The sequence below is a fragment of the uncultured Oscillibacter sp. genome, from assembly GCF_910584465.1.
Lineage (GTDB): Bacteria > Bacillota > Clostridia > Oscillospirales > Oscillospiraceae > Oscillibacter.
This window is the reverse complement of sequence record NZ_CAJUBK010000005.1, coordinates 1-23237: the sequence shown is the minus strand read 5'-3', so window position 1 is coordinate 23237 and position 23237 is coordinate 1. Positions and strand designations below refer to the sequence as shown.

Annotated in this window: 25 protein-coding genes; 3 read left to right on the top strand and 22 right to left on the bottom strand. The window is 57.0% G+C overall.

The window, feature by feature from the left end:
- Window positions 1–29: 29 nt before the first annotated feature.
- Together QZ332_RS02740 and QZ332_RS02735 are read right to left on the bottom strand one after the other, a co-directional pair.
- Window positions 30–1634, bottom strand: a complete 1605-nt coding sequence (locus QZ332_RS02740) for a CTP synthase (RefSeq protein WP_295762006.1) — start codon at window positions 1632–1634, stop codon at window positions 30–32.
- A 232-nt stretch (window positions 1635–1866) separates the two neighbouring features.
- Window positions 1867–2343 (bottom strand): GyrI-like domain-containing protein, encoded by a 477-nt coding sequence (locus QZ332_RS02735; RefSeq protein ID WP_295762004.1) that lies wholly within the window; start codon window positions 2341–2343, stop codon window positions 1867–1869.
- 298 nt (window positions 2344–2641) lie between these two features.
- Between QZ332_RS02735 and QZ332_RS02730 the strand changes: the two genes are divergently transcribed.
- Window positions 2642–3481, top strand: coding sequence for a DegV family protein (locus QZ332_RS02730; RefSeq protein WP_295762002.1), 840 nt, complete (start codon window positions 2642–2644; stop codon window positions 3479–3481).
- A gap of 132 nt (window positions 3482–3613) precedes the next feature.
- Here the strand turns inward: QZ332_RS02730 and QZ332_RS02725 are convergent, their stop codons facing one another.
- The 3 genes from QZ332_RS02725 to QZ332_RS02715 form a co-directional block, all read right to left on the bottom strand.
- Window positions 3614–5404 carry a CvpA family protein gene (locus QZ332_RS02725; protein WP_295762000.1) on the bottom strand — a complete coding sequence of 597 codons (1791 nt, stop codon included), beginning with the start codon at window positions 5402–5404 and terminating at the stop codon, window positions 3614–3616.
- Window positions 5405–5570: 166 nt separating this feature from the next.
- Entirely contained in the window at window positions 5571–6011 is a 441-nt protein-coding gene (locus tag QZ332_RS02720; RefSeq protein WP_295761998.1) for a polymer-forming cytoskeletal protein, read from the bottom strand.
- 216 nt (window positions 6012–6227) lie between these two features.
- Window positions 6228–7364 (bottom strand): hypothetical protein, encoded by a 1137-nt coding sequence (locus QZ332_RS02715; protein ID WP_295761997.1) that lies wholly within the window; start codon window positions 7362–7364, stop codon window positions 6228–6230.
- Between the two features lie 107 nt (window positions 7365–7471).
- Between QZ332_RS02715 and QZ332_RS02710 the strand changes: the two genes are divergently transcribed.
- Window positions 7472–8434, top strand: a complete 963-nt coding sequence (locus QZ332_RS02710) for a LysM peptidoglycan-binding domain-containing protein (protein WP_295761995.1) — start codon at window positions 7472–7474, stop codon at window positions 8432–8434.
- 8 nt (window positions 8435–8442) lie between these two features.
- Here the strand turns inward: QZ332_RS02710 and QZ332_RS02705 are convergent, their stop codons facing one another.
- The 16 genes from QZ332_RS02705 to QZ332_RS02630 all read right to left on the bottom strand — a co-directional run bounded on the left by QZ332_RS02705 (window position 8443) and on the right by QZ332_RS02630 (window position 21740).
- Window positions 8443–10131 (bottom strand): recombinase family protein, encoded by a 1689-nt coding sequence (locus QZ332_RS02705; protein WP_295761993.1) that lies wholly within the window; start codon window positions 10129–10131, stop codon window positions 8443–8445.
- An 80-nt stretch (window positions 10132–10211) separates the two neighbouring features.
- Complete coding sequence (locus QZ332_RS02700; protein ID WP_295761991.1) at window positions 10212–10358, bottom strand: hypothetical protein; 147 nt, start codon at window positions 10356–10358, stop codon at window positions 10212–10214.
- 148 nt (window positions 10359–10506) lie between these two features.
- On the bottom strand, window positions 10507–10743 hold the full coding sequence (locus tag QZ332_RS02695; protein WP_295761988.1) for a helix-turn-helix domain-containing protein: 237 nt from the start codon (window positions 10741–10743) through the stop codon (window positions 10507–10509).
- Window positions 10740–11027 carry a sigma factor-like helix-turn-helix DNA-binding protein gene (locus QZ332_RS02690; RefSeq protein WP_295761987.1) on the bottom strand — a complete coding sequence of 96 codons (288 nt, stop codon included), beginning with the start codon at window positions 11025–11027 and terminating at the stop codon, window positions 10740–10742. Before QZ332_RS02690 ends, QZ332_RS02695 begins: the two co-directional genes overlap by 4 nt.
- Window positions 11028–11628: 601 nt before the next feature.
- A complete protein-coding gene (locus QZ332_RS02685) occupies window positions 11629–12642 on the bottom strand; it encodes an ABC transporter permease (protein WP_295761985.1) in 1014 nt (337 codons plus the stop codon).
- Between the two features lie 3 nt (window positions 12643–12645).
- Window positions 12646–13638, bottom strand: a complete 993-nt coding sequence (locus tag QZ332_RS02680) for an ABC transporter permease (protein ID WP_295761983.1) — start codon at window positions 13636–13638, stop codon at window positions 12646–12648.
- Window positions 13638–14486 (bottom strand): ABC transporter ATP-binding protein, encoded by an 849-nt coding sequence (locus QZ332_RS02675; RefSeq protein ID WP_295761981.1) that lies wholly within the window; start codon window positions 14484–14486, stop codon window positions 13638–13640. The genes QZ332_RS02680 and QZ332_RS02675 overlap by 1 nt, the downstream gene beginning before the upstream one ends.
- Window positions 14483–14632 carry a hypothetical protein gene (locus tag QZ332_RS02670; RefSeq protein WP_295761980.1) on the bottom strand — a complete coding sequence of 50 codons (150 nt, stop codon included), beginning with the start codon at window positions 14630–14632 and terminating at the stop codon, window positions 14483–14485. Before QZ332_RS02670 ends, QZ332_RS02675 begins: the two co-directional genes overlap by 4 nt.
- Window positions 14633–14716: 84 nt before the next feature.
- Window positions 14717–15181 (bottom strand): zinc ribbon domain-containing protein, encoded by a 465-nt coding sequence (locus tag QZ332_RS02665; RefSeq protein WP_295761978.1) that lies wholly within the window; start codon window positions 15179–15181, stop codon window positions 14717–14719.
- An 88-nt stretch (window positions 15182–15269) separates the two neighbouring features.
- On the bottom strand, window positions 15270–16340 hold the full coding sequence (locus QZ332_RS02660; protein ID WP_295761976.1) for a cell wall metabolism sensor histidine kinase WalK: 1071 nt from the start codon (window positions 16338–16340) through the stop codon (window positions 15270–15272).
- Complete coding sequence (locus QZ332_RS02655) at window positions 16337–17005, bottom strand: response regulator transcription factor (protein WP_295761974.1); 669 nt, start codon at window positions 17003–17005, stop codon at window positions 16337–16339. Before QZ332_RS02655 ends, QZ332_RS02660 begins: the two co-directional genes overlap by 4 nt.
- A gap of 576 nt (window positions 17006–17581) precedes the next feature.
- Window positions 17582–19087 (bottom strand): recombinase family protein, encoded by a 1506-nt coding sequence (locus QZ332_RS02650; protein ID WP_295761972.1) that lies wholly within the window; start codon window positions 19085–19087, stop codon window positions 17582–17584.
- 544 nt (window positions 19088–19631) lie between these two features.
- Window positions 19632–20054 (bottom strand): RNA polymerase sigma factor, encoded by a 423-nt coding sequence (locus QZ332_RS02645; protein ID WP_295761970.1) that lies wholly within the window; start codon window positions 20052–20054, stop codon window positions 19632–19634.
- Window positions 20055–20441: 387 nt separating this feature from the next.
- On the bottom strand, window positions 20442–20693 hold the full coding sequence (locus tag QZ332_RS02640; RefSeq protein ID WP_295761968.1) for a hypothetical protein: 252 nt from the start codon (window positions 20691–20693) through the stop codon (window positions 20442–20444).
- The gene (locus QZ332_RS02635) at window positions 20680–21372 is read right to left on the bottom strand and encodes a hypothetical protein (protein ID WP_295761966.1); all 693 of its coding nucleotides are present in this window, start codon (window positions 21370–21372) and stop codon (window positions 20680–20682) included. The genes QZ332_RS02640 and QZ332_RS02635 overlap by 14 nt, the downstream gene beginning before the upstream one ends.
- The gene (locus tag QZ332_RS02630; RefSeq protein WP_295761964.1) at window positions 21369–21740 is read right to left on the bottom strand and encodes a hypothetical protein; all 372 of its coding nucleotides are present in this window, start codon (window positions 21738–21740) and stop codon (window positions 21369–21371) included. Before QZ332_RS02630 ends, QZ332_RS02635 begins: the two co-directional genes overlap by 4 nt.
- Before the next feature lie 65 nt (window positions 21741–21805).
- Here QZ332_RS02630 and QZ332_RS02625 point away from each other — a divergent pair, with 65 nt between their 5' ends.
- A complete protein-coding gene (locus tag QZ332_RS02625) occupies window positions 21806–22402 on the top strand; it encodes a TetR/AcrR family transcriptional regulator (RefSeq protein WP_367116645.1) in 597 nt (198 codons plus the stop codon).
- A gap of 206 nt (window positions 22403–22608) precedes the next feature.
- Here QZ332_RS02625 and mobC read toward each other — a convergent pair whose 3' ends face one another.
- Entirely contained in the window at window positions 22609–23010 is a 402-nt protein-coding gene (mobC, locus tag QZ332_RS02620; RefSeq protein ID WP_295761962.1) for a plasmid mobilization protein, read from the bottom strand.
- Between the last annotated feature and the right edge of the window lie 227 nt (window positions 23011–23237).

Genomic DNA, 23237 nt, shown 5'->3' with positions numbered 1-23237 from the left:
AGAGGGCTGCCCCGCCCCCGCCGGTGCTCCTATCCTTCCGCCTTCTCTGCCGAAGCCTTGACGAACCCATAAAACAGCGGATGAGGCCGGTCGGGGCGGCTCTTGAACTCCGGATGGAACTGCACGCCCACGAACCAGGGGTGGTCCGGCAGCTCCACGATCTCCACCAGGTGCCCGCTGGGGGACAGGCCCGCCAGGACCAGGCCCCGGGCCTCCATCTCGGCGCGGAAATCGTTGTTGAACTCGAAGCGGTGGCGGTGGCGCTCGGAGACCTCGGCGGAGCCGTAGAGGGCGCGGCTCCGGGTGCCCTCCGTCAGCTCGCAGGGATAGCGGCCCAGGCGCATGGTGCCGCCCTTGTCGGTGACGTTCACCTGGTCGGGCATCAGGGCGATGACCGGGTGCTGGGTGGTCTCGGAGAACTCGGAGGAGTGGGCGTCGGCATAGCCCAGCACGTCCCGGGCGAACTCGATGACGGCCATCTGCATCCCCAGGCAGATGCCGAAATAGGGGACGCCCCCCTCCCGGGCGTAGCGGACGGCGCGGATCATGCCCTCGATGCCCCGGTCGCCGAAGCCGCCGGGGACGATGATGCCGGCGCAGCCGCCCAGCTCCTCTTCGATGTTCGCCTCCGTCAGGGTCTCGGAGTTCACCCAATGGATGTCGACGACCACGTCGTTGGCGGTGCCCGCGTGGTTCAGGGACTCCACCACGGAGAGGTAGGCGTCGTGGAGCTGGACGTACTTGCCCACCAGGGCGATGCGGACGTGTTTGCTGGCCCGCTTCTCCCGCTGGACCATGGCGGTCCACTCCCGCAGGTCCGGCTGATGGGTCAGCAGGCCCAGCTTCCGGCAGACCACCTCGTCCAGGCCCTCCTTGGCCATGAGCAGGGGGACCTCATAGAGGGTCTCGGCGGTGGCGTTCTGGATGACGCAGTCGGGATCCACGTTGCAGAAGAGGGCGATCTTCCGCCGGATGTCGGCGGTGATGGGCGTGTCGCAGCGGCAGACCAGGATGTCCGGCTGGATGCCCAGGCCCAGGAGCTCCTTCACGGAGTGCTGGGTGGGCTTGGACTTCAGCTCGCCGGAGCCGGGGACCTCGACGATGAGGGGCACGTGGATGAAGACCACGTCGCCCTGGGGGCGCTCGGCCCGGACCTGGCGGATGGCTTCCAGGAAGGGCTGGGACTCGATGTCGCCCACAGTGCCGCCGATCTCGCAGATGACCACGTCCACGTCGTCCCCGGCCATGGCGTAGATGCGGCTTTTGATCTCGTTGGTGATGTGGGGGATGATCTGGACGGTGGCGCCCAGGTAGTCCCCCCGGCGCTCCCGGTTCAGCACGGACCAGTAGACCTTGCCGGAGGAGATGGAGCTGTTGCCGGAGAGGTCCTCGTCCACGAAGCGCTCGTAGTGGCCCAGATCCAGGTCGGTCTCGGCGCCGTCCTCGGTGACGAAGACCTCGCCGTGCTGATAGGGGCTCATGGTGCCGGGGTCCACGTTGATATAGGGGTCGAATTTCTGGTTCCGCACCCGGACGCCCCGCTGCTTCAGGAGCCGCCCCAGGGACGCCGCGCAGATGCCCTTGCCCAGGCCGGAGACCACACCGCCGGTGACGAATACATATTTGGTTGCCATACCGCTCTCCTTATCTTATCGTACTTCCTCATCCTCAGTCTATCCGGCGGTCCGCCCGCCGGACTGCATATACTCGTTCATCTTACCATCTGCCCCCCGGCTTGTCAACGGCGCAAAGCCGCGGGCCCGTTCACGGTTTGCGTTGATGAACGTCCCAGTTCCTGGTCTTTCGACAAAATGACGAAACGGGCCGCCCTCCGGCATGGAGGACGGCCCGATAGACCGGGATCTCCTACAAAGGTTCGACAGGGAAAAACAGCCTGCTTTTCCCTGTCGCAGGCTCGGTATGATCGCACACCGCCCCTGCGAGTTTCATCCCTTTCCCGGGGATGGTATCCTGTATCACCTCGTCGAATATTTCGATATATCGGTCTGGCTCGACATCCACGACGATATATTTTCGCGCCGACAGGACCCATTTGGTCCATCCTTCAGGCGCGGCCGCATCGATATGAGTTTCAACACCTGCAAGATACAGTCCTCTTGTGAACTGGTGGGTCCATGGGCGAAAAGATCTGCTCTCATCACTCATCGCCCCCCAAAATGCAGCATATGTCCCATCTGGAGCTTTCTTCCCAAGAGCAGCCACCTCATCAAAATGAGCATCAGCTTCTTGCCATAACTGTTGAACGATATTCCTCCCTGCAGTACATAGACCTTCTTTACCGATGACAGCGATCGTTGGCAGATCTATGATCTTTATTTCCATAAGGGATACCTGCCTCCTGTCATCGATCGCATCGGGATCTGCCGCAGCGATCCCATCACGATCGGTCTTCGATTTCGACCTGCGATCCGCCAGATCGCCAGGGCTTCCGGCAAACGGCACGAAAGGCGGGAGGGACAAAACGCGGCCTCCGCCCGATCCCGCCGGATCTCCCTATGGATTTTTAGGGAGATCTGTGATACAATGGCTCCGCTCATGATATGCCCGCCCCTGGAGGCGGAGATCCAACAAGACATGGTCCCGGGCGCCTGGCCGCCTGCGGGCCCGGAAGGAGCCCCATATGATCAAGATCACCACCGACAGCACCTGCGACCTGCCGGAGCGGCTGCTGGAGCGATATGACGTCGGCGTCTTCCCCCTGGGCATCGTCAAGGCGGGGAAGCTCTACCACGACGGCGTGGACATCCGGCCGGCGGACATCGCCGCCCATGTGGACGCCGGCGGGGAGATCACCACCACCAACGCGGTCAACGCCGCGGACTACGAGGACGCCTTCCGGACGCTGATGGGGACGTTCGACGCGGTCATCCACATCAACATCGGCAGCGAGTTCTCCTGCTGCTGCCAGAACGCCAAGCTGGCGGCGGAGGAGGTGCCGGAGGTCTACGTGGTGGACTCCGGCAACCTGACCGTGGGCACGGGCCTGATGGTCCTGGCCGCCGCGGAGGCCGCCCGGGAGGGGAAGTCCGTCACGCAGATCCTGGCCCTGCTGGAGGAGCTGGTCCCCCGGCTGGAGACCAGTTTCGTCCTGGACCGGCTGGACTATATGAAAAAGGGCGGGCGCTGTTCCGCCGTCACCGCCCTGGGGGCGAACCTGCTGAAGCTCCACCCCTGCGTGGAGGTCATCGACGGACGGATGTCCGTCACCAAGAAGTACCGGGGGAACATCACCAAGGCCGTGGCCGAATACATCCGGGAGCGCCTCCGGGACCGGACGGACCTGGACACCCGGCGGGCGTTCCTGGTGGATACCTGTCCGGGGGACGAGCTGGCGGGCATCGCCCGGGAGATCTTGGAGGAGGACGGCCGCTTCGGCGAGATCCTGGAGGCCAAGGCGGGCTGTACGATCTTCTGCCACTGCGGGCCGAACACGCTGGGGCTGGTCCTGCTGCGGAAGTGAACAGGGACGGATGAGAGAGGGGCGGCGGGCCTTTTGGCCCGCCGCCCCCTCAGCTTGTCGAAAAAGAGGAGACTCGATCCGGCGGGAGGGGAGGGGGTGTGCGGGAGACCCGGGAAGGGCCTCCTGCGCCGTTCAATCGTCCCAGTCGATATGCTCGAAGCCGGTGGCCGGGACGATGCCGTGGGACGGGAACTCCGCGCCCTCCAGCACGTAGGTGTAGCGGATATGGTCCCGGACGTCCAGCAGCACCGCCAGGGGCACATCTGCCGTGTTGAAGTCCAGGTAGCCCAGGCTGTCCTCCATGCGGACATAGTAGTGGGTGTCGCCGCCGATGACCGCGCTGCGGATCTCCGCCACGATGCCCTCGGACTCCTGCTGCTCTCCGGCGGCGGGGCCCTGTTCTCCGGCGGCGATCAGTCCCCGGTGGGCCAGGGTCTGGCGGTAGCTGGCCTCGCACTCGGCCACCGTCGAGCCGGTGGACACCACGTCATACTGCTGGACGTTGACCATGGCGAACATCTTCACCAGGCCGTCCGCGCCCTTGAGGGCCATGAAGTACGTGGGCTGGCCCGCGATGTTCAGCAGCAGGGGGAAGGTGGCCGTGTAGCTCATCTGCTGGACCTGGCTCTGGGCGGAGGCCATGGCGGAATACTCCTCGGCGCCGGCGATGGAGTAGAAATGGGTCTCCTTCGTGCGCTGGTTGGAGAGGATGAAGCCGATGTTGGACTCGTCCGAGGTGACGGAGGTGACGCCGGTGTACATATAGACGTCGTCCTCCAGGGCGATATAGTTGTAGCCCTCCGTGGTGACGGTCACGTCCTTCTGCCCGAACATGGAGTTGAGGAAGCCGTTGTGGTACATGCCGTAGAAGTCATACTGCTGGATGATGATGTCGGCGGAGTACAGCCGGTCCACCCAGTTGGGGACCTGCTCGTGGTACTCGCTCTCGCCGGTGACGGCGTTGACCAGCACCGCGCCCTTGACGTCCACACCGCCGAACAGGCCGATGGTCCGCACGATCCGGGAACAGACCCAGTAGGGCGTGCCCTCCTCGTCGATCTCGAAGACCGGCTCGTCGAACATCATGGTGGGATAGTTGAAGCGCAGATGACGGTAAAGGTTCCGCCCGAAGTGCTCCGCCACGGTGTACTTCATGCCCTCCGGCAGGCGGACGACCTCCGCCTCCTGGCTGACCATGTCGATGATGATATAGGCGGGCAGGCCGTCCCCCCGGTTGGTGAACCACTTGATGAGGTCCCCGTAGCGCAGGGAGGTCACCCGGACCGGGCGGCCCTGGTAGTTGATCTGGGTATAGGTGGGCAGGATCTCGAACTGGGACACCATGTCCGCCAGCTCGCCCAGCTTCCGGGTGCCCAGGCGGGAGGCGGAGTCCGCGTCCAGCATGGGGATCTGGTCATAGCTGATCTCCTCCACCTCGGCGGTGAAGTCCCCGGGCTGGATGGAGAGGAGCTTGGAATAGCTCCCGGCCCGGAGGACCACCCAGCTGGAGATGGCCCCCACCGCCAGGGCGGCGATCAGGACGACCGCCGTCAGGAAGGGCAGGGCGCACTGCTTGCGCACGAAGCCGAAGTAGCCCTTGACGCCGCCGTCCGTCTGGAAGCCGGAGGTGAAAACGGCGCAGACGCAGTAGACGGCGCAGAGGAGGAAGATGAAGACGTAGAACTCCTCGGCGTGGAAGTTCAGGGCGGGGAGCTCCAAGTAGAAATAGGCCAGACCGAAGACCAGGGTCACCGCCAGGTTGAGGATCGTGCGGCTGAAGGCATTGCCCACGGCCCGGCGGGGCTTGCGGGCCCTGCGGGGGCGGGGGCTGGGCCCGGACGCGCCGCCCTGGAAGCTCCCGGGGTTGAAGCCGCCTCCAAAGGCGCCGGGGTCGAAGCCGCCGAATTGGAATGTAAACGGCATATAGGGATGGCTCCTTTCTTTCCTCTTTTGGAAATATCATACTCGAAAAGTATGAACAAATCAAGCACACCAAGTTTGCCCCAAAACCGGGAAAACATGAGGCCGGGCATGGAAGCCCGGCCCCGGTCGTGGTATCGTGTCTATCCCGGCTATGTACCCGCGGACATCAGCCGTCGGACGCCTCCCCGCCGTCCTCCGCAGAGGGCTTGGACGGCTCCAGGCCCGTCACGCGCGGCGTGGAAGCCTGCTCGGGGAGCATGGTGGTCCGGCCGTTGAGGCGGCCGCCGTTCTCGATGACGAAGGAGACGGTGGTCACGTCGCCGTTGACGGTGCCGGTGCGCTCCAGCTGGACGTGGTCATGGGAGACCAGGTCGCCCTCCACCTGTCCGGCGATGCGGATCACGTCGGCCTCCACGGGGCCCTTCACCTTGCCGGTGGGCGTCACGATGACATAGCCCTTCAAGTTGATCTCGCCCTCCACCGTGCCCTCGATCTGGACGACGCCTTCGCCGCTGAGCTTGCCGGTGACGATCAGGTCCTTCGCGATCACCGTGTTGCTGCGGGGCTCGGGCAGTTCGGGGATGTCAGCGCCTTCCCGCCGTTCCATGTCCGTCTGCGGTTCCGGAGCAGGGGGAGTTTTCGGCTGTCCTCCAAAAAAAGCCATTACGATCACCTCGTTCGTGAATGTTGAGATCAGTATACCATGATACCTTCCGGATTACAAGGTCTTTCCGCGGCGAATGCGGCGGGGGGCCTCCAAAAAAACAGGATGGATCTTGTAAGGGCGGGGCGGAACGCCGTCGAAACCGTCGGGCGGCGGCGCTCACCGGCGGCGGGCCTCCTTCAGCTTATGGGCCCCGACGGTCAGCATGGGCAGGGCGAAAAGGAAGAGCGCCCCATAGCAGATGGCGCCGTAGCCCTTGTCGATGAGCTCCGTCAGGCCGAAGGTGGAGACGCAGATCCCCAGGGCGGTGACCGCCCCGGTGACGAGGGGGCGGAGCAGCTCGAAGGACCGGGCCTGCCGCGGGCGGGCGGGGCGGTGCGCGGCCGGGCCCGCGGATGGGCCCGGGGCCCGGGCGAGGGCCTGTTCCAGCCGGTCCTCCAGGGCCTTGATGAAGCCGGCGGCGGTCTCGACCAGCGTGCCGAAGAGGACGATCTCGAAGAGGATGTACAGCCAGGGCTGTCCCAGCCGCTGGAAGACGGCCGTCACCGGCGTCTCGGAGGCCAGCGCCGCCGGGAGGCCGCAGCCCATGGCCAGCAGCAGCGCCGCCGCCGGGGCCGCGCCCAAGAGGCCCGCCAGGATGCCGCAGGCCACGGCCTCCCTCCGGGACCGGAGGTCCCGGAGGGTGTAGAGGATCATGGAGACGCAGAGGAGGTTGTAGCAGGCGTACTTGAGGCCGCTGGCCAGCCAGCCGGGAGCGGCCTCGGCCCGGGCCAGCTCGGCGATGATGGCGTCCCCGAAGCGGAGGAAGACGGAGGCCAGGAAGAGGAGGTAGACCGCGTAGAGGAGGTAAGCCCAGAGGGACAGGGCCTTCACGATGGCCTCGGTGCCCCGGAGGACCAGGAGGACCACGCCGCCGGAGAGGAGGGCGACCCCCACCCAGGGCGGCGCGCCGGTGAGGTCGTGGACCATGGCCCCGGCGGTGGCGTTGACCACGCCCAGGACCAAAAGGAGCATCGCGCAGAAGCACAGGTCGTAAAGCCGCCCGGCGGGCCCCAGGAGCCGGCGCATCATGGAGCCGTAATCATAGGTCCGGAAGACCCGGGCGAACTCGAAGGTGACGGAGCACAGCACCGCCCAGGCCGCCGCCGTGCCTCCCAGCGCCAGCAGGCCGCCCAGGAGGCCGTGACGCCCGAAGTAGCAGGCGATCTCCGCGCCGGTGCCGTAGCCGCCGCCGATCAGCACGGACTGGAAGACCAGACCGGGGGTCAGGTATCGGGTCCACTTCTTTTTGGGCATCACGCGCGCCTCCTTGTCCGTTTGTCCATGTATATGGCGGCAGGGGCGGAGGGTATGCATAGGGGACAAAGGCGCGGACATAGGGTTCCGTGAAAGAGGTGATGCGGATGACGATCCATGTGGTGGGCCCGGGAGAGACGGTGGATACGATCGCGGCGGGCTACGGTGTGTCGCCCCGGCGCCTGGCGTCGGACAACGGACTGCCCGAAGATCTGGCGCTGGCGGTGGGGCAGACGCTGGTGGTGCGGTTCCCCCGGGGGATCCATGCCGTGACGGCGGGGGAGACGCTGACCTCCATCGCGGAAGATCACGGCACCACGGTCCGGCAGCTGTGGCGGAACAATTGGGAGCTTGGGGGAGGGGAGGACATCCAAGAGGGCCAGGCGCTGGTGATCTCTTATTTCGACGAGAAGCTGGGGGAGGGCGTGTTCAACGGCTATGCCTATCCCTTCATCTCGCCGGAGCTGCTGGCGGAGCAGCTGCCCTATCTCTCCACCCTGGCCCCCTTCACCTACGGCATCACGGCGGAGGGCGGCCTGCTGCCGCTGGACGACGAAGCGATGCTGGAGGCGGCCTGGGAGCGGGGGACGAGGCCGGTGATGCACCTGTCCACCCTGACGGAGGCGGGGCAGTTCGACACCGGCCGGGCGACGTTCATCCTGACCGACTACGAGGCCCAGGGCCGTCTGGCGGCGGAAGTGCTGCAGACGGTGCTGCGGAAGGGGTACGCGGGGCTGGATGTGGATTTCGAGTATCTGCCGGGGCAGCTGGCGGAAGCCTACGCCGCGTTTTTGGGGCGCCTGCGGCAGCTGCTGGCGGCGCAGGGGAAGTTCCTCTGGGCGGCGCTGGCGCCGAAGACCGATACCCGGCAGAGGGGCTTGCTGTATGAGGGCCATGATTACGCCGCCGTCTCGGCGGCGGTGGATGGGGTGTTGTTGATGACATATGGATGCCGCACTTTGTACACCGTTTTTCATGTTCTTTTTGGATTTGCTGGGTTTTGTCGGAAAACGCCTGATATTTCCGGCATCTTCCGCGAAAGGGTGTATGAACTGCAAATCACCCTTTAGATTTTGTCTCAATGTGTACCAACTGCCGCACTCGTTGTCTCCTCCTCGACACTCCTTGCGAAGTCGAGGAGCTTTTCACGTTCCGGGGAGAACTTGAAATAGATGTGGACGTTGGTTGCGTCCTCTACGGAGACATGATTCAACAGCCGATCCAGCGTTTCTCGGTCCAGCCGGTCTATGCTGCCGTACCGCTCAAAATACGAGACAAACTCGTCATCCTGCCGCCGGGCCTCCTTGAGCTCCGCCATGGCCGTTTGCAGGCGCTTGATCTGCCCCTCCTGCTCCGCAATCTCCCCGTTGTACTTCTCCTTGAAGCGGAGGTATTCGTCCTGGTCCAAGATTCCCTTTTCAAAGTTGTCGTACAGGCGGAATTTTGCGTCCTCCAGCCGTTTCCGCTCCCGCTCGGCGCGGTTGAGTGCAATCAGGTATTCATTGGAAGCACGTCCGTCACTTCTGACCTGCCGGGCCGCATCAATGACCGCCTTCGCGTTCACCAGCTCCTGGATCTGCGCCTGTATCGCCTTCAAAATCGCCGCCTCCAGCGCTGCCTCCCGAATGGATGGGCACTGGCATTTCTCCGGGGAATATATCCGGGTCATACACCGGAACCGGGCGACGCCGTGGGAGACGTTCCGGTTCATTCGCCCCCCACAGTGGGCGCACTTTACAAAGCCGGAGAGCGGGTAGCTGGTTTGCAGGTCCTTGCGTGCCCTGGGATGCCGGGCGTAACGCTCATGCACCGCGGCAAATACCTCGTCCGGTATGATGGCCTCGTGGGTTCCCTCGATCACCGTCCACTCGCTTTCATCCGTGGGGACCATTTTCTTTGTCCGGTATGAGGCGCTTTTGTGCTTGCCCTGGACCAGATTCCCGATGTATACCTCGTCCTTCAAGATGGAGTTCACCGTGGTCAGCGCCCAGGCGTTGCGCTTCACGCCTCCACTGGAGTGCTGGTCAAAGCCCCTGCACCCCTTGCTGGTCTTGTAGACCGAGGGGGGCATGATCTCCAGGGCGTTGAGCTGCTTGACAATGCGGCTGGCAGGCGTTCCTCCGGCGTACCATTGGAAGATCATGCGGACCACCTCGGCGGCCTCCGGGTCGATCACCAGCTTGTGCCGGTCTTGGGGGCTCTTCATATAGCCATAGGGCGCGTAGTTGCCCAGGAACTCCCCCCGCTCCCGCTTCATGGCAAAGGTGGACTTGATCTTGATGGAGAGCTGCCGGATGTAGTCGTCGTTCATGATGTTGGAGAAGGAGACAATGGCACTGCAATACCCGTGGGGGTCCTTCAGGCTGTCTATGTGGTTCAAGACGGAGATGACCCGGATGCCCTTCTGCGGAAAGTATTCCTCCATCAGCCGTCCCAGCTCCGGGTAATTCCGACCCAGGCGGGAATTGTCTTTGAAGATCACACAGTTAATAATTCCCGCCTCAATGTCCCGCATCATGCGCTTATACTCCGGGCGGTCAAAGTTGCCGCCCGGGTAGCCGTCATCAGAGTAAACCTCCACGGAGGCGATCTGCTCTCCCTGGTCTTGCAGATATTTGATGTGCTGTTCGATGATCCGTTTTTGGTTCTGGATACTGTCGCTTTCCAGTTTGTCCCCGTCCTCTTTGCTGAGGCGGACATAGACCGCTATGTACCATTGGACGATGGAACTGTCGCTGTTCTCTTTTTTGTTCCGCACAAAGGTCATAGATGCTCCCTTCTGCTGAAACCTCTCATATTTGCGGAACAATATCTACATCTATATTGTAGCAAATATGAGAAAAAGCGTCAAATAACCGCACTTTTTGACAGGTGTGCAGAAAGGATGGAAACCAGGCAGGATTCCAGGCTTGGACCGTTGTGCGCGTAGTGGATGGTCGTCGTGACCTCTTGCGGCTGTGTCAAGTTTTTTGCCGTTTTTGCCCTTTCCTCCATGGCAGACACCTCCTGCGCAAATGTTTATGTTCCGGTCAAAGCAGATATGCTTGACGGTTTGCGTCTCACGGCGGGATTTAAATTCCGCACTGGGGCGGACGGGAGGAACGTGGAAAGGGTAAGCCGTTCCTCCCGTCCGTGGGGTTGGTCAGTTCATAAAAATGATGACCTGGGTGAGCTTGGCCTCCAGGCGGCGCTTCATGTACTCGTCCACACATCTGTGGGGACAGCCGGTCTCGTCGTAGAACGTCTGGGTGCAGAGCTTGTTTATATATTCCTCGTAGTACCGCAAAACCCATCCTATGGCCTCGCTGTCTCCGGCCTTGGCGCTGTGAATGACAGTCAGCGGTAGAGGCTCCCGGCCCCTGTAATTAGGACTGCTCATTTCTTCCCTCCTTTCGGCGCAATTACCGCCAATTTTGTCCGTAGAACATCCAAGGCTTTTGCCCGGCGGCGCTGGACGGAACTTCGGGACAGGCCGACGATCCGGCTGATTTCCTCATCCGTCATGTCCAGGACACAGCGCAGAATCAAAATACTCTGGTCCTGTCCAGACAGACCGGAGAACGCCTCGGCCACCAGCTCATTGCCAATGCGCAGATCGTATCCGTGGGCGCTGAACACAAAGCTGTCGCTGGGGTAGTCGTCTGCGATACAGAGCTTGTCCATTTCCTCCCACGGAACAGCGTAGAGCGAAAACTCACGCTTCCGCTGGCGGCAAAGACTTCGCATATAGCTCCGGGCCTCATTTCGCGGCGCCGCTCGTCATAGTCGCGGGGGATTTCCATTTACTCACCCCCTTTCGCCGGGGGATAAGGTGGTTTTCTCCCTTTCCGCTACCAAGACACCGCCGCTGCCGTCCGCTGCCCGCAAAACGTCCGCTTTTTGAAAAAAATTTTGGGAGCTGACAAAACGACGTAATTCGACAAAAAATACCCGGAAGGTCTAAGACCCTCCGGGCTGAATGTAAAGTATAGTGGTTATTACCTATACTGTATAGTTTATACTCGTAGGTGCACTGCCCCCTGACAGGGGCAGTAGTTTTTTTGACAAATCAAGTCCTTTATGTCTGCGTTGAATACCAATGTATCTCATGGCGGCTGCCTCCTGTCAGCCGCCGGACTTTATATGTTCAACACGGCGGCTTTGAAATCAAAACCGCCGCATTGGGTAACACATTTTAGGCATGAGAAAAGGACTGCCCAGCAGCGGTTTTTTTCTTTTCTGCCGCTGGGCAGATCAATTTGCGTCTCATGGTGGGATTTATTGTTTAACGTCTGCTGTTGGTCTTACGTCTGCCAGAAATCAGAACATACAGCACAAACCACGCGAAACAATGAAATGCGAGAATACCAATATCTTTTATCGCCGTTCCCATGTTCCCAGCAGACAGGGCCATAATGCCATCAAAAGCAGGCTGGGATGGAACGATGTTACAAATGACCGCCAGCGGCCCGCTCACCCCGATCAAGGCGCATATAATGGGCACCGCGATAAACACAAGCATGATGATCTTGATATAGACCACGCCGATCATCAAGCCCTCGGAGAGCTTGCCGATAAACAGCCCAATCAGCGCCGCCACAAAGGACGACAGAACGATCAGCGCCAGCATCAGTCCGAAATTCTGCCAGGACAATCGGAAACAGATACACGCCGTTACAATAGAGGACAGACTGCCAAAGAGAAATCCCACCACGACTTTCTGAAAAATGTACTGGCTGGGCGTTATGGGCAGTATCTCATTGATAAAAGCCACACCATCTTCTTTTTCGGAAATGATGTTCATGGCGTTGAACGTACAGCCCATGAACATAGCGACGATCAGCACAGCGGGAATAAAAATGCCTTGAAAGTTTTCCAAAATATCGGGCCGCTCCAACACCTGGACTTCTGCCTGTTCAGCATTTTCCCGCTGTTCATAGAGGGCCGGGAGGGTTGCTGCCGCCTGCCAAAAAATGTCCAGCTCGTCCCCGCTGATCGCGGTTTTTATGCTGTCACCGTCCGCTTTTACGCCGATCACATTGGTGGACGGCTCTTTGATGGCGGCGGCCAGTTCTTCCTGTGTCCTATAAGCTGTCACCGGGCCGTACCGCTCCAGCCATGTGATCGTCTGCGGGGGCAGGTCGTTTTCCAGTACGCCAAAGTGCAGTTCTCCCAGGCTGGACAAGTCAATGGAACCCATAAAATTCAATGCCACGGCGATCAGGATGGGCAACAGGAACGTCATCAAGCAGAATTTATCCCGCAAAACACTTTTTAGTTGATATTTTAAGCCTTTCACGCCTCACCCCTCCTTTCCAATCTCCCTGTGGAACGCGAGCCGTACCACCAGGAACAGCAGCACGATCATACCGACAGCGCCGACATAGTAGACAGGAGAAATGTCCGCTCCGAAATAGGCGCTTTTCAGGCCCATATAGACGTGATAGAATGGATGATAGCCGATCCAGTCAAATTTGATTGATGTATTGGCGGATAAAAATACGGGGGTCGCGGCGAAAATGGCGATCACCAGATAGGCCAGCGTAAATTGCCGAAAATCTTTCAGCAGCAGGGCGCAGAGCAAACCCACCAAGGCCATAATCAGCGACAGGATGGCCGTCTGGAGCAAGACAGTGGGCAGTATCGCCGCTCCATCCGCAATCCCCACATTCAGCAGGGTGAGCAGCACAGCAAAGGCCAGATCGGAGAGCAGGAACACCGCCAGCTTGGACAGGAGGAACAAGTCTTTTCGCACCGGGAGAATGGCATGGACACGAATGACTCCCATGCTCTTTTCCTTGAACAGCACAGCGGCGATGCCCAAAAATCCCACAGCGGCCAGCTCAAAAAACAGCAGTTCGCAGGTGATCTCTTTCCTCGCCTTTTGTTCCGGCGTGTTTGTGCCGAGCACCTCCGGGGCGGGGCTGGCCGAAGGTTCCAGCAGGGACAGGGCGTAATCCGCCCGGTGGCGGTCAACGTGTTCCGCTCCTTTGTAGAGTACCACCCGCACCTCCCCGGCGCTGGCGTCCAGCCCCACGCCGTTGGCGTCGGAGAGCAGGGCGGCGTCCATGTCCTCCATAGAGGAAACAATCCGCACCAGGGGCGATTTTTCCGTCTGTGTCCCGGTGGGGTCGTACAGATACACATTATAGGGCGGCATCTGCATGAAGCGGATATAGCCCAGATTCACATAGGCTGTATAAAGGGCAAGAAATCCTATTGCCATCAAGAAAAATTTCCCCGATACCAGCATCCGGCAGTCCTTTTTAAACAGGGCGCAAAATCCTTTTCCCATCAGGACAGCCCCCTCCCCGTGTACTGGATGAACATATCCTCCAAGGTCGGCTCCTGGGAGTGGATGCTGATGATCTCGTCGTGGGCAAAGGGAATGCCCGCCTCCAACTCTGGGGCCTCTATGGTTTTCGACTCCCGCTGTCCCTGGTACAGATAGTCGATGACCACCCGGTGATTGCTGTTTTTCTCTTTCAGACGCTTGGGCGTATCCAGGGCTACCAAATTTCCATTGGAGATAAAGGCCACCCGGTCACACAGCAAATCGGCATCCACCATGTTATGGGTGGTGACAAAAACCGTCGTTCCCTTTTTGCGCTCCTGTTCGATGATTGTTCGGAACAGTACCGCGCCGGAGGGGTCAAGGCCGCTGGTGGGTTCGTCCAGAAACAGCAGCCGGGGGTTGCTCACCAGCGCCCGGGCCATGCTCACCCGCTGGCGCATCCCCTTGGAGTAGGAGGACACCGGCTTTTTCAGAAAGTCCCGTTTGAATTCCAGCGCGTCCAGCAGCTCTCCCACATCCCGCCGCTGCTCCCTGGGATAGAACGAGGCGAAATAGTTCAGATTGTCTACGGCGCTCAAATTGGCGTACAGGTAGGGAAACTCAAACAGGACGCCGATCTTCTGAAAAAATTCCTGGCCGTGGGCGGCGGAAATGTCCTGCCCGAACAGTGAAACCTTACCGCCGTGGCCTTTTAATATCCCGGTGAGTATCTTTTGCGTTGTGGACTTCCCGGAGCCGTTCGGCCCCAGGAAGCCGAAAATCTCCCCGTCCTCCACGGTGAAGTCCAGGCCGTGGAGGGCCTGCTTGTCTTTGCCGTAGGAGAACGTCAGGTTTTTGACCTCGATCACTCGTCGTCACCCCACTTTCCACGCTGGCCTTTCTTCTCCTGCTGGCGCTTGCTCCACCACTTCATGAACTTGACCTTGAACGGGATGGAGACGATCAGCACCGCCACGATCACCAGCCACCAGTACCACGCTAGACCCAAAAACATAAAAAACCCTCCTTATTTGTGATAAGGAGAGTTTAGGGTTGCGGTGTGAAGTTGGTGTGAGGTCGCTGTGAAATCCGTGTGAAATTATTCCGCGCGCCAGCGTTTCAGCGTTGGGAGAAATTCCAAAAGCTGTGCCCGCGCCTCTGCTTCTGTCAGGTGTAACCCTGTGGCCTGATTCCATTCCTCCAGTGCTAGCAAATTCTGTTCCACTTGTTCCTCCATTGTAATGGCTTGGGTAAAGCCCCCGTTTTGATAGCAATAGGCACAGTATTCCCCCGAAGGGCTTCCGTCCCGCTCTGTGCCTCTATCGCCGTCCCGGGATAAGATCATTCCGCAGCTTTGGCATATTTCCGACGGATGCCCCAGCAGCTGATCCATCGGCACATGAAAAGTCTGTGCGATCAATTTCAGCGTATCAATGCGCGGAACCGTCTCTCCGGTTTCCCATCTGGACACGGCCTGCCGTGTAACAAACAACTTTTTCGCAAAGTTATCCTGCGACAATCCCAGGCTCTTGCGGAGTTCTAAAATCGCATCTTTTATTTCCATGTGTATAATCCTCCTCACTATCCATGTTAGCACAAAGGACAACTATCCGCAAGCAACCCGCTGTTGCGTACGTCGCAAAGTCCAAGGATCAGAGGGCAACTGGAATGGAAAACCAGAACCGCACCCCGCCCACTTGGTTTTCCGCGCCGTAAGGCAATTTTTGCATGGACAGGATTTGCGCCACAATAGACAGTCCCAGCCCAGAACCGCTGTATTCCGCGCCGCTGTCCCGATAGAATTTTGTCCATATTTTTGGCAGGTCACTTTCTAGAATGGGCCTGCCCTGATTGAAAATGGAGAAATGCAGCGTCCCACCATCCACTGTCAGTTCCAGCCGCAGAATGCCGCCGGGATACACATTTTTCTTGGCGTTGACGATCAGGTTGTCCAAAACCTGCTCCATACGCCGCCGGTCTGTCCGCACAAAAGCCTTTTGTTCCGGCAGCTCATATTGCGGTTCAAAGTCGGTGTCCGGGGCGGCGATCAAAAGCCGCCCGGCTACCGTTTCCACCAGCTCAACAAAGTCAAACCGGGAAATGTTCAGGCTTGCGGCCCCGCTTTCCAGCGCCGACAAATCCAACAGGGTCACGATCAGGCCGTTCATGCGCTCCACTTCGGAGACGATCACCTGGGCGTATTTCTGTTTTTTTGCCTCGTCCGTTTCATCCTGCAAGCCCTCGGTATAGGCCCGGATAATGCCAAGCGGGGTTTTCATCTCATGGGAAAGGCTGTCCACCAGCTCTTTGCGCTCGGCAAGAAGAAGCCGCTCCTTTTCCACATCCTTTTCAAGCTGGGTGTTTGCATCCTCCAGACGGACAAGGGCCTGTTGCAGATTTTCAGCCATTGTATTCAGGCTGGCGGACAATTCACCAAATTCATCGGTTGAAACAAGGTCACAGGGGGCGGAAAAATCCAGTCCTGCCATTCGCTTTGCGGAGGCGTTCAGCTTGTCAATCGGTTTTGTGATAAAGCGGCCCATAAAAAGGTCGATACCGATAATCAGCACAAAAACAAACCCCAGCCAGATTAGAAAAGAAGCATTTTCACCAACCGGCAGGCCGGTGGAGAGGATGTAGGAGAAGATCAGCGCGACCCCCGCCAGCTTGGAGAGCATCAAAATCTTTTTCCGAACAGTACGGAGGGAAAACAGCTCTTTCATACCGCCACCTCGAATTTATAGCCGGAGCGGATCAGCGTGACGATATGCCTGCCCTCGCCCCCCAGCTTTTGCCGCAGGGTCTTGATGTGGGTGTCCACGGTTCGGGTCGTTCCCTCGAAATCATAGCCCCAAACACGGTTCAAAAGCTGCTCCCGATCGAATATCTGCCCAGGGTTTGCCATCAGAAAGGCGAGCAATTCATACTCCTTGTGGGTCAAAGTGATCTCCTGACCGTCCAGATAGACCTTGTGTGCGTTGGGGTGGAGCATAATCTTCCCGGCGGTGATTGCTCCGGCGGAAGCGGGGGAGGAACGGCGCAGGAGGGCGTTCGCCTTGGCCAGCAGTACCTTGGGGCTGAATGGCTTTGTCATGTAGTCGTCCGCGCCGTAATCATAGCCTTTCAGCTTGTCATCCTCCGCACTTTTGGCGGTGAGCATGATAATGGGCATATCGCTCATTTCCCGCGCCATCTTGCAGACGGAGAAACCGTCCAGATGGGGCATCATCACATCCAGGATCATCAAATCCATAGGATGATTTTTCAGCGTGACAAGGGCATCTATGCCGTCGTCGGCGGTAAAGCAGGTGTGGCCGCCCTTCCGCATATAGTCCGCGATGATGTTCTGCATGGCCTTTTCATCTTCGACAATCAGAATATTCGCCATAAAGTCACCTCCCAGGTGAATATGGCTGTATTATAGTCCCTATGTTGCAGCAATTCAAGTCTGCGGGAGACACAGAGGAGGATTTGCGTCTCACCGTGGGATTTATTTTGCGTAGCTGCCCTACCAGTACCCAAAGGCGGCTTTAGCCGACTTTGAGGGAATGTTCCCCTTGACTACCAAAACCGCCAGCGGGCACTGGCTGTCAAGGTCCGCCCAGTCCGCAGACTGGGCGCTCGCGGCGATTGCGTTAGCAATCGCCGGCCTTGACTGGCGGGGCCTGCTGGCGTATCATATGGAATAAGGGGAACTATTTTTCACAGGTTGCTTATATTTTACTTTAGCAAAGAAGACGATAGCCAAATTGAAATGGTATTTTAAATATTCTACAAACTATGTCGGACCTGAAAATTAGAAAATATTTCTGATTTGAACGATTTATATTGAAAAAATATGATTATACTGGTAGAATATTGATACAAAGAAGAGATTATCAAATGTTTTTAGCTAATGGAAAATATTAGCAACGCTTAACAAGGGCACACAAGCCGTTGCATAAGGCTCGAATTGCAAAAATGTTCAGATTTTCCACTCAAAGGAAACACGGTCGCTGGTGGCCTGAACCTGGGACAAAATAATGTCAGTCACCCGGCGGCGGTCGTCAAAATCAATCGTGTCCCAGTTGTCCAGGTGGGCAGACAGAAACTCAACTTTCTGCGGGGAAATCGTTTCAGCGTTCAGTGCTGCAATTTCCTTGATAAGCCGTTGCCGGTTGGCGTCCAGTTCCTCAATTTTTCCGTTGGCATAGGACAGCAGAACTGCATTAGCCCCGGTCAGGGTATTCAGCAGTTTTTCGATTTCATCCTCCACCTGGGCCAATTCCACATTCAAGGCGGTCAGCTTAGGGTTGACTGTCGTTGCCCTGGCGGTCAGGGTTTGAAATTCGGAGAGCTTTTTTACCATTTCTCCATAGACGAATTGTTCAAACTCCGCTGTCCGAAGCGTCCCGCAGCCCTCACAGCTTTTGTTGTCGGCCCGCTTTGAGCAACGAAGATACTGCGTTCCTGCCGGATTGCCTACGCTCATAAGGGCATACCCGCACCGCCCACACTTGATTTTTCCGGCCAGCCAGGTATTCCGAGCCTTGCGCCCGCCCTGGAATGTGATATTTGCCAGCAGCTTTTTCCTGCACCGCAGCCAGGTATCAGCGGGGACAATGCCCTCGCTGGGGGCCAGCACAAGGATTTGCCCGCGCAGGTCCTTGTTTTTTCGCTCCTGCACGTCCCGGCCCTGGTAGAGATAGCAGCCATTTGTCCCGGCGAAGTCCGCCGCGTCATTGACTACCACCGCACCCTGGCCCTTGAAAAACTCGTACAGTTCCAAGTCAGCCTGGGCGTAAATCGGATTGCGGAGCAGTTGGGAGATAAAGCCCCGTTTCAACTCCTTGCTGTAAATCAGGATATTGTTTTCCGCAAAGTACCGGGCAATATCTCCGAATGACATGGACGGTTCGGCATACATCTCGAACATCAACCGGGCGATGTTTGCCGTGTCGGGGTCTGGGACCATCATTTTTGTACGTATGCCCTGGAGGGTGGTAGGTTCCAGCTTAAAGCCGAACGGGGCCGTGCCGCTCATGTGGAAGCCCCTTTGACACCGGGAGTAGTAGGCGTCCGTCACCCGCTTCTGGATTGTCTCGCGCTCCAGTTGGGCAAACACGATGCAGATGTTTAGCATAGCCCGGCCCATGGGCGTGGAGGTATCAAACTTTTCCGTAGAGGAAACGAACTCCACGTTGTACTCCTGAAATAGCTCCATCATGGTGGCGAAGTCCAGAATGGAGCGGCTGATACGGTCCAACTTGTAAACCACCACCCGGCGGATTAAACCCTGCCTGATGTCAGCTAAAAGCTCCTGGAATTTTGGCCTGTCCGTATTCTTCCCGGAGTAGCCCTTATCTTGATAATCCTTGTGGTTCCCACCCCTTAACTCATATTTGCAAAACTCGATTTGACTTTCAATGCTGATACTGTCCTTGCGGTCTACGGACTGTCTGGCGTAGATAGCGTCGATACGGTTTTCCATGATAGCTCCTTTCCTGTCGGGAAATGGAGCTGTCAACCTTTACAAGTATATTATACCAAAGACAGCCCCAAGGCACAAGGATGTGGGAAAACGCAGAAAGACAGCACCCGGAAAAGTGCTGTCTTTCAACCTTGCCCCACCTCTGGTCACGGTGACCAGAAGCCCAGCGAGGATAACTCCATTTCGATCTATAATTGCGCCGTATTTGCCACGCGCCCCGGCACAGGGGAGCACCCCAGGCCGCCGGCGGCTCCGGCTGTCATAACTCCGCAGAACTGCGAAGCTCCCCCGCAAGTCCATGGGAGGGCGTGAGCAAGTTTCATTATCTCCCGCGCTGTCGTCGCGCCCGGCTTGCCAAGGCCGGGTCAAAGGCTTGCGTTGATCGCTCGGCCCGCTTCCTCCACCTCCTCAAGCGGGCTGTCCTGGCGGCGCGCCTTTCGTCGCTCATCACACGGGTTTTGTGCCTGGAATACTGTGTATTCAGTTGTCCTCAGTGTATAAGCCTCCTTACCTATCAGGCGGGAAAAGGGCCGTTTGTTGCTCCCTACCTGTAAAAATTTTTCAAAATTTCACAGAGATTTTTCAAGCCCCGGCGAATACTGCTGCAAATAGAGCTTTCCACCACATTTTCAGCCCTGGCAATCTCGGACTTTTTCTTGCCCAGAATGTAGTGGGCGTACACTCTCCGGGCCTGGATGGGCGGGAGCTGGTCAAGGGCAGCGTAGAGGATGGAGCGGTTTTCCCCGTCCAGAATGATTTCCTCCGGGGTCAAAGGCGGGAACATCACATCCGGCTCAAAGCCGGGGTCAATGTCCAGGGAGCACTCATTATGCTCCCGCTTGCGGCGTTTGTAGCTGTCACACTGACGGCCCCCGGTGGAGAGAACGACGGCGATTTCGTTGGAGACTTCCAGGGTGATATTTTCGGTCAGGTGGGGATAGTAGCGGTTTAATTTGATGGTTGTCATAAGTAACCTCCATTTCGATGTTGGCGGAAAGGGACAGATCGAAATGGAGGGGTGGGGAGCGGCAGCGGGCCTCTGGACACGGTGACCAGAAGGGCCGGGATACAAAAACGCCCGCATAGCGCAAGGCTATACGGACGTGCCGGGGCGACAGGTTATTACAATTTTCGCAGTTAGGGATAGGGCTACCCGTCAGAGGGGGAGGGCTTTTTTTGACAAGTGCCTATTTACTCGCAATCGCATGACGGCTTCCCCCTATATGCCGCCTAAACACAAAACGGCGGCTCTGATTTCTCAAAGCCGCCGCTCCGGGCGTGACAATACGCTGCTTGTACGACGGCTTTTTTTCTTTTGCCGTCGTGCGGCAGATAGTGTCAGTATGCAGAAATATTACTGTGCGGTTTCACCGCTTTCTCTCTGTTCTTGTTCCTTTTTCAACCGCGCCTTTGCCGCCTCCACGGTTTCGCCATCCCTGGTCAGATAGCGGTCAACAAAGGCGTCCTCGACCTTGGTATAACCGCCGACGACAGCATCTTCCACTTTTGTGTAGCTGCCGACAACCGCACCCTCGATTTTCTCAAATGCGCCTACTACTTTTTTGGCGATTTCCTCATTTGCCTTAACGAATTTAGACTGTGCCATGTGCTTTCATCCTTTCTTTACTGCTCCTCAAGATTGTAAAAACCCCCAGCAGCAATATAAATAAACATACTGCTAATCCGGTAAGACCGTTCATAAGGTCAATATCCGCATTGTCCATTGTGCCAAACGATACCAGCATCGAGCGTTGCAAGGTCAAAATCGATGCGGCCACTTCCGCATATCCGATGGTCCGGATAACAGTGAGAAGTGGGGCGGTGTTCTTACGTTGTTTTATGGCCTTTATAGCTGCGGCTGTGATTTTACAGAATGTGTATGTCGCAATCGAAATCATAACAATCTCATGGTGCTTTACAGCGACATTTTGCGAGAGACTGATATAGACAATGCCAGCAAGAATAAAACTTAACAAGACCAACAACCCGCCGCATAATTTTGCCACAAAATATTCTGTATCTTCGGGTGCTGAAGATTTATGTTTCCGTTCACACAAAACAGCGGAAAGGCGCATAGCGATTAAAATGACGTAGTACGCAAACATTGTTATGAACCATAAGGATTGATTGACTACGCCCAGCGCCACATGATAAAAAGCATACAGAATATTAACCAGCAGACTGATGGCAGCAGAGCATACTGCCCTAAATCGCTGTTCTTGGATAAGCCGTTTTCCAATTTTCGTCCCTTCGATTTTTTGAATGACGGCTTGCTTTGCTTTCACCCTTTCAGGCCCTTTGTCAGGGGAACCAGGCAAAGCAGGACGACGATACCGACCAACCCAATAATGATGCCAACCACCATTTTATCCCAGACCATGCAGAAGCACATACCAACCCCCAGCGCCAATGCGCCAATCACGCCGACTACAATCGCAAGGATTGCCTTTGCGGAAAAATGAATAGGGGCTTTATGCTCCATCTTCCGCCAAATGATTACAGTGACCAATCCCAGCAGAAAACCCACGCCACCGAACACAATTCCCGGCTGGAATGCTCCCCATTCCGGGATAAGCGCCATGCACATACCCAGTGCAAACAACACTCCGCTCACTGTTCCCATGAGCATTGCAACAAAACTGCTTTTCTTCATTTGAGTACCTCCTTTAAGGCAACAGTTGATTGTTTATTGCAAGAATAGTATAATAAAGGCGGAAGGTGAAAACAATCAACAATGTTTGCACAGATGTTGGATTAAAGGGGATTTCCATGAATACAAAAAATAATCGGCGCAAACGAGCGTCCATGCAGAAAATTGAACAGGTTTTGGTGGAGCTGCTTCAAACGAAAGAACTGCACCAAATCAGCGTGTCCGATATATGCAAGAGGGCAAACCTAAATCGCAGTACCTTTTATGCAAACTATGTGGACATATATGGGTTGGCTGACGCGATACGGGAAAAGCTGGAGGCCCAGGTTGCGGAGTTATACAAAGACGAAGTTACACAAGGATTTAACTCTAACAACTATTTGATTTTGTTTCGGCATATAGAGCAAAATCAGCTTTTTTATCGTACCTATTTCAAGTTAGGTTATGATGAAAAACACAAGATTTTAGCGTATGATTACAGGCTTGCGGAAAAGCATTTTGATAACCGTTTTATCGAATACCATATGGAATTTTTCAAAAGTGGGCTTACAAGAATTATTAAGCTGTGGCTGCAAAATGGATGCAGGGAAACACCCGAAGAAATGTTTGAAATCATCAAGAGCGAGTATCGGGGACGGGAGGAACTTTTTGCAGAACAGTCCTAAAATGAATAAGGCGTGTCTGTATATAATTCTCCAATTTTAAGGGAGCGCACTTCTTGGCAAGCAGGGCAAGTGTATAACACTTGCGATTTTCGCCTTGCGAAAATGCTTGTTGGGGTGCCCCCAAACCCGCCGGGAGCTTCTGGTCACCGTGACCAGAAGCTCCCCTGTCTGCGGCCCCGTCGCTAACGCTCCTGGGCCTTATGCGCTTACAGCGTCACTATCTCCGAAAGTCTCTCCAACAGTTCAGAGAGCGGTTCCCATAAATCCGCATAATCTTTTTGCAGGGCCTTGATTTCATTGGGGTAAACTCCTCCTTGGGTATTTGCCCGGATAGCTATCTGATTGAGATTATTTGCACACCGCCTTTGCAGGGAGACGATTTCTTTGACAGGAGCGAGGTCAACATGAAGTACATAGCCGTTAAGAGCCATTTTCCGCATATAGGCCGAAAGGTTGTGGATGCCCACATCTGCCATACGCCCCCGGATTTTTGCCTGTTCATCCTGGGACAGCCAGACACAAACCGATGTACTCCGAATACGTTTCTTTCCTGCAACTACTGTTGACTGACTTTCGGAGCCGTAAGCCACTGATTTTTTGCTGCTCATAGATACCTCCCATAAATTCAAATGTTGACATTATTCCGATAAATCGGGCCTGGGGAATGATACTATACCAGCCCCTATGAAACCAGGGCCGGAAACCCTTGCGGAGCAAGGCTTTGAAATTGCTAATTGTCCACATATCAGCTGTGGAAAGACAGCGGTTTGAGGGGGAAGTGGTTCGACCCTATCCCCCCGCCCTTTCCCTATCCAGGGAAAGGGGGCGGCTCTGG

Excerpts from the sequence above, each read along its gene's own strand:
- QZ332_RS02670 (WP_295761980.1), bottom strand. The coding sequence starts at position 14,632 with ATGTTTTTGGGTCTAGCGTGGTACTGGTGGCTGGTGATCGTGGCGGTG.
- QZ332_RS02645 (WP_295761970.1), bottom strand. The coding sequence starts at position 20,054 with ATGACAACCATCAAATTAAACCGCTACTATCCCCACCTGACCGAAAAT.
- QZ332_RS02660 (WP_295761976.1), bottom strand. The coding sequence starts at position 16,340 with ATGAAAGAGCTGTTTTCCCTCCGTACTGTTCGGAAAAAGATTTTGATG.
- QZ332_RS02690 (WP_295761987.1), bottom strand. The coding sequence starts at position 11,027 with ATGGACAAGCTCTGTATCGCAGACGACTACCCCAGCGACAGCTTTGTG.
- QZ332_RS02630 (WP_295761964.1), bottom strand. The coding sequence starts at position 21,740 with ATGAAGAAAAGCAGTTTTGTTGCAATGCTCATGGGAACAGTGAGCGGA.
- QZ332_RS02735 (WP_295762004.1), bottom strand. The coding sequence starts at position 2,343 with ATGGAAATAAAGATCATAGATCTGCCAACGATCGCTGTCATCGGTAAA.
- QZ332_RS02720 (WP_295761998.1), bottom strand. The coding sequence starts at position 6,011 with ATGGAACGGCGGGAAGGCGCTGACATCCCCGAACTGCCCGAGCCCCGC.
- QZ332_RS02650 (WP_295761972.1), bottom strand. The coding sequence starts at position 19,087 with ATGGAAAACCGTATCGACGCTATCTACGCCAGACAGTCCGTAGACCGC.
- QZ332_RS02680 (WP_295761983.1), bottom strand. The coding sequence starts at position 13,638 with ATGGGAAAAGGATTTTGCGCCCTGTTTAAAAAGGACTGCCGGATGCTG.
- QZ332_RS02695 (WP_295761988.1), bottom strand. The coding sequence starts at position 10,743 with ATGAGCAGTCCTAATTACAGGGGCCGGGAGCCTCTACCGCTGACTGTC.
- QZ332_RS02665 (WP_295761978.1), bottom strand. The coding sequence starts at position 15,181 with ATGGAAATAAAAGATGCGATTTTAGAACTCCGCAAGAGCCTGGGATTG.
- QZ332_RS02730 (WP_295762002.1), top strand. The coding sequence starts at position 2,642 with ATGATCAAGATCACCACCGACAGCACCTGCGACCTGCCGGAGCGGCTG.
- QZ332_RS02710 (WP_295761995.1), top strand. The coding sequence starts at position 7,472 with ATGACGATCCATGTGGTGGGCCCGGGAGAGACGGTGGATACGATCGCG.
- QZ332_RS02700 (WP_295761991.1), bottom strand. The coding sequence starts at position 10,358 with ATGGAGGAAAGGGCAAAAACGGCAAAAAACTTGACACAGCCGCAAGAG.
- QZ332_RS02655 (WP_295761974.1), bottom strand. The coding sequence starts at position 17,005 with ATGGCGAATATTCTGATTGTCGAAGATGAAAAGGCCATGCAGAACATC.
- QZ332_RS02740 (WP_295762006.1), bottom strand. The coding sequence starts at position 1,634 with ATGGCAACCAAATATGTATTCGTCACCGGCGGTGTGGTCTCCGGCCTG.
- QZ332_RS02725 (WP_295762000.1), bottom strand. The coding sequence starts at position 5,404 with ATGCCGTTTACATTCCAATTCGGCGGCTTCGACCCCGGCGCCTTTGGA.
- QZ332_RS02715 (WP_295761997.1), bottom strand. The coding sequence starts at position 7,364 with ATGCCCAAAAAGAAGTGGACCCGATACCTGACCCCCGGTCTGGTCTTC.
- QZ332_RS02705 (WP_295761993.1), bottom strand. The coding sequence starts at position 10,131 with ATGACCTTTGTGCGGAACAAAAAAGAGAACAGCGACAGTTCCATCGTC.
- QZ332_RS02640 (WP_295761968.1), bottom strand. The coding sequence starts at position 20,693 with ATGGCACAGTCTAAATTCGTTAAGGCAAATGAGGAAATCGCCAAAAAA.
- mobC (WP_295761962.1), bottom strand. The coding sequence starts at position 23,010 with ATGAGCAGCAAAAAATCAGTGGCTTACGGCTCCGAAAGTCAGTCAACA.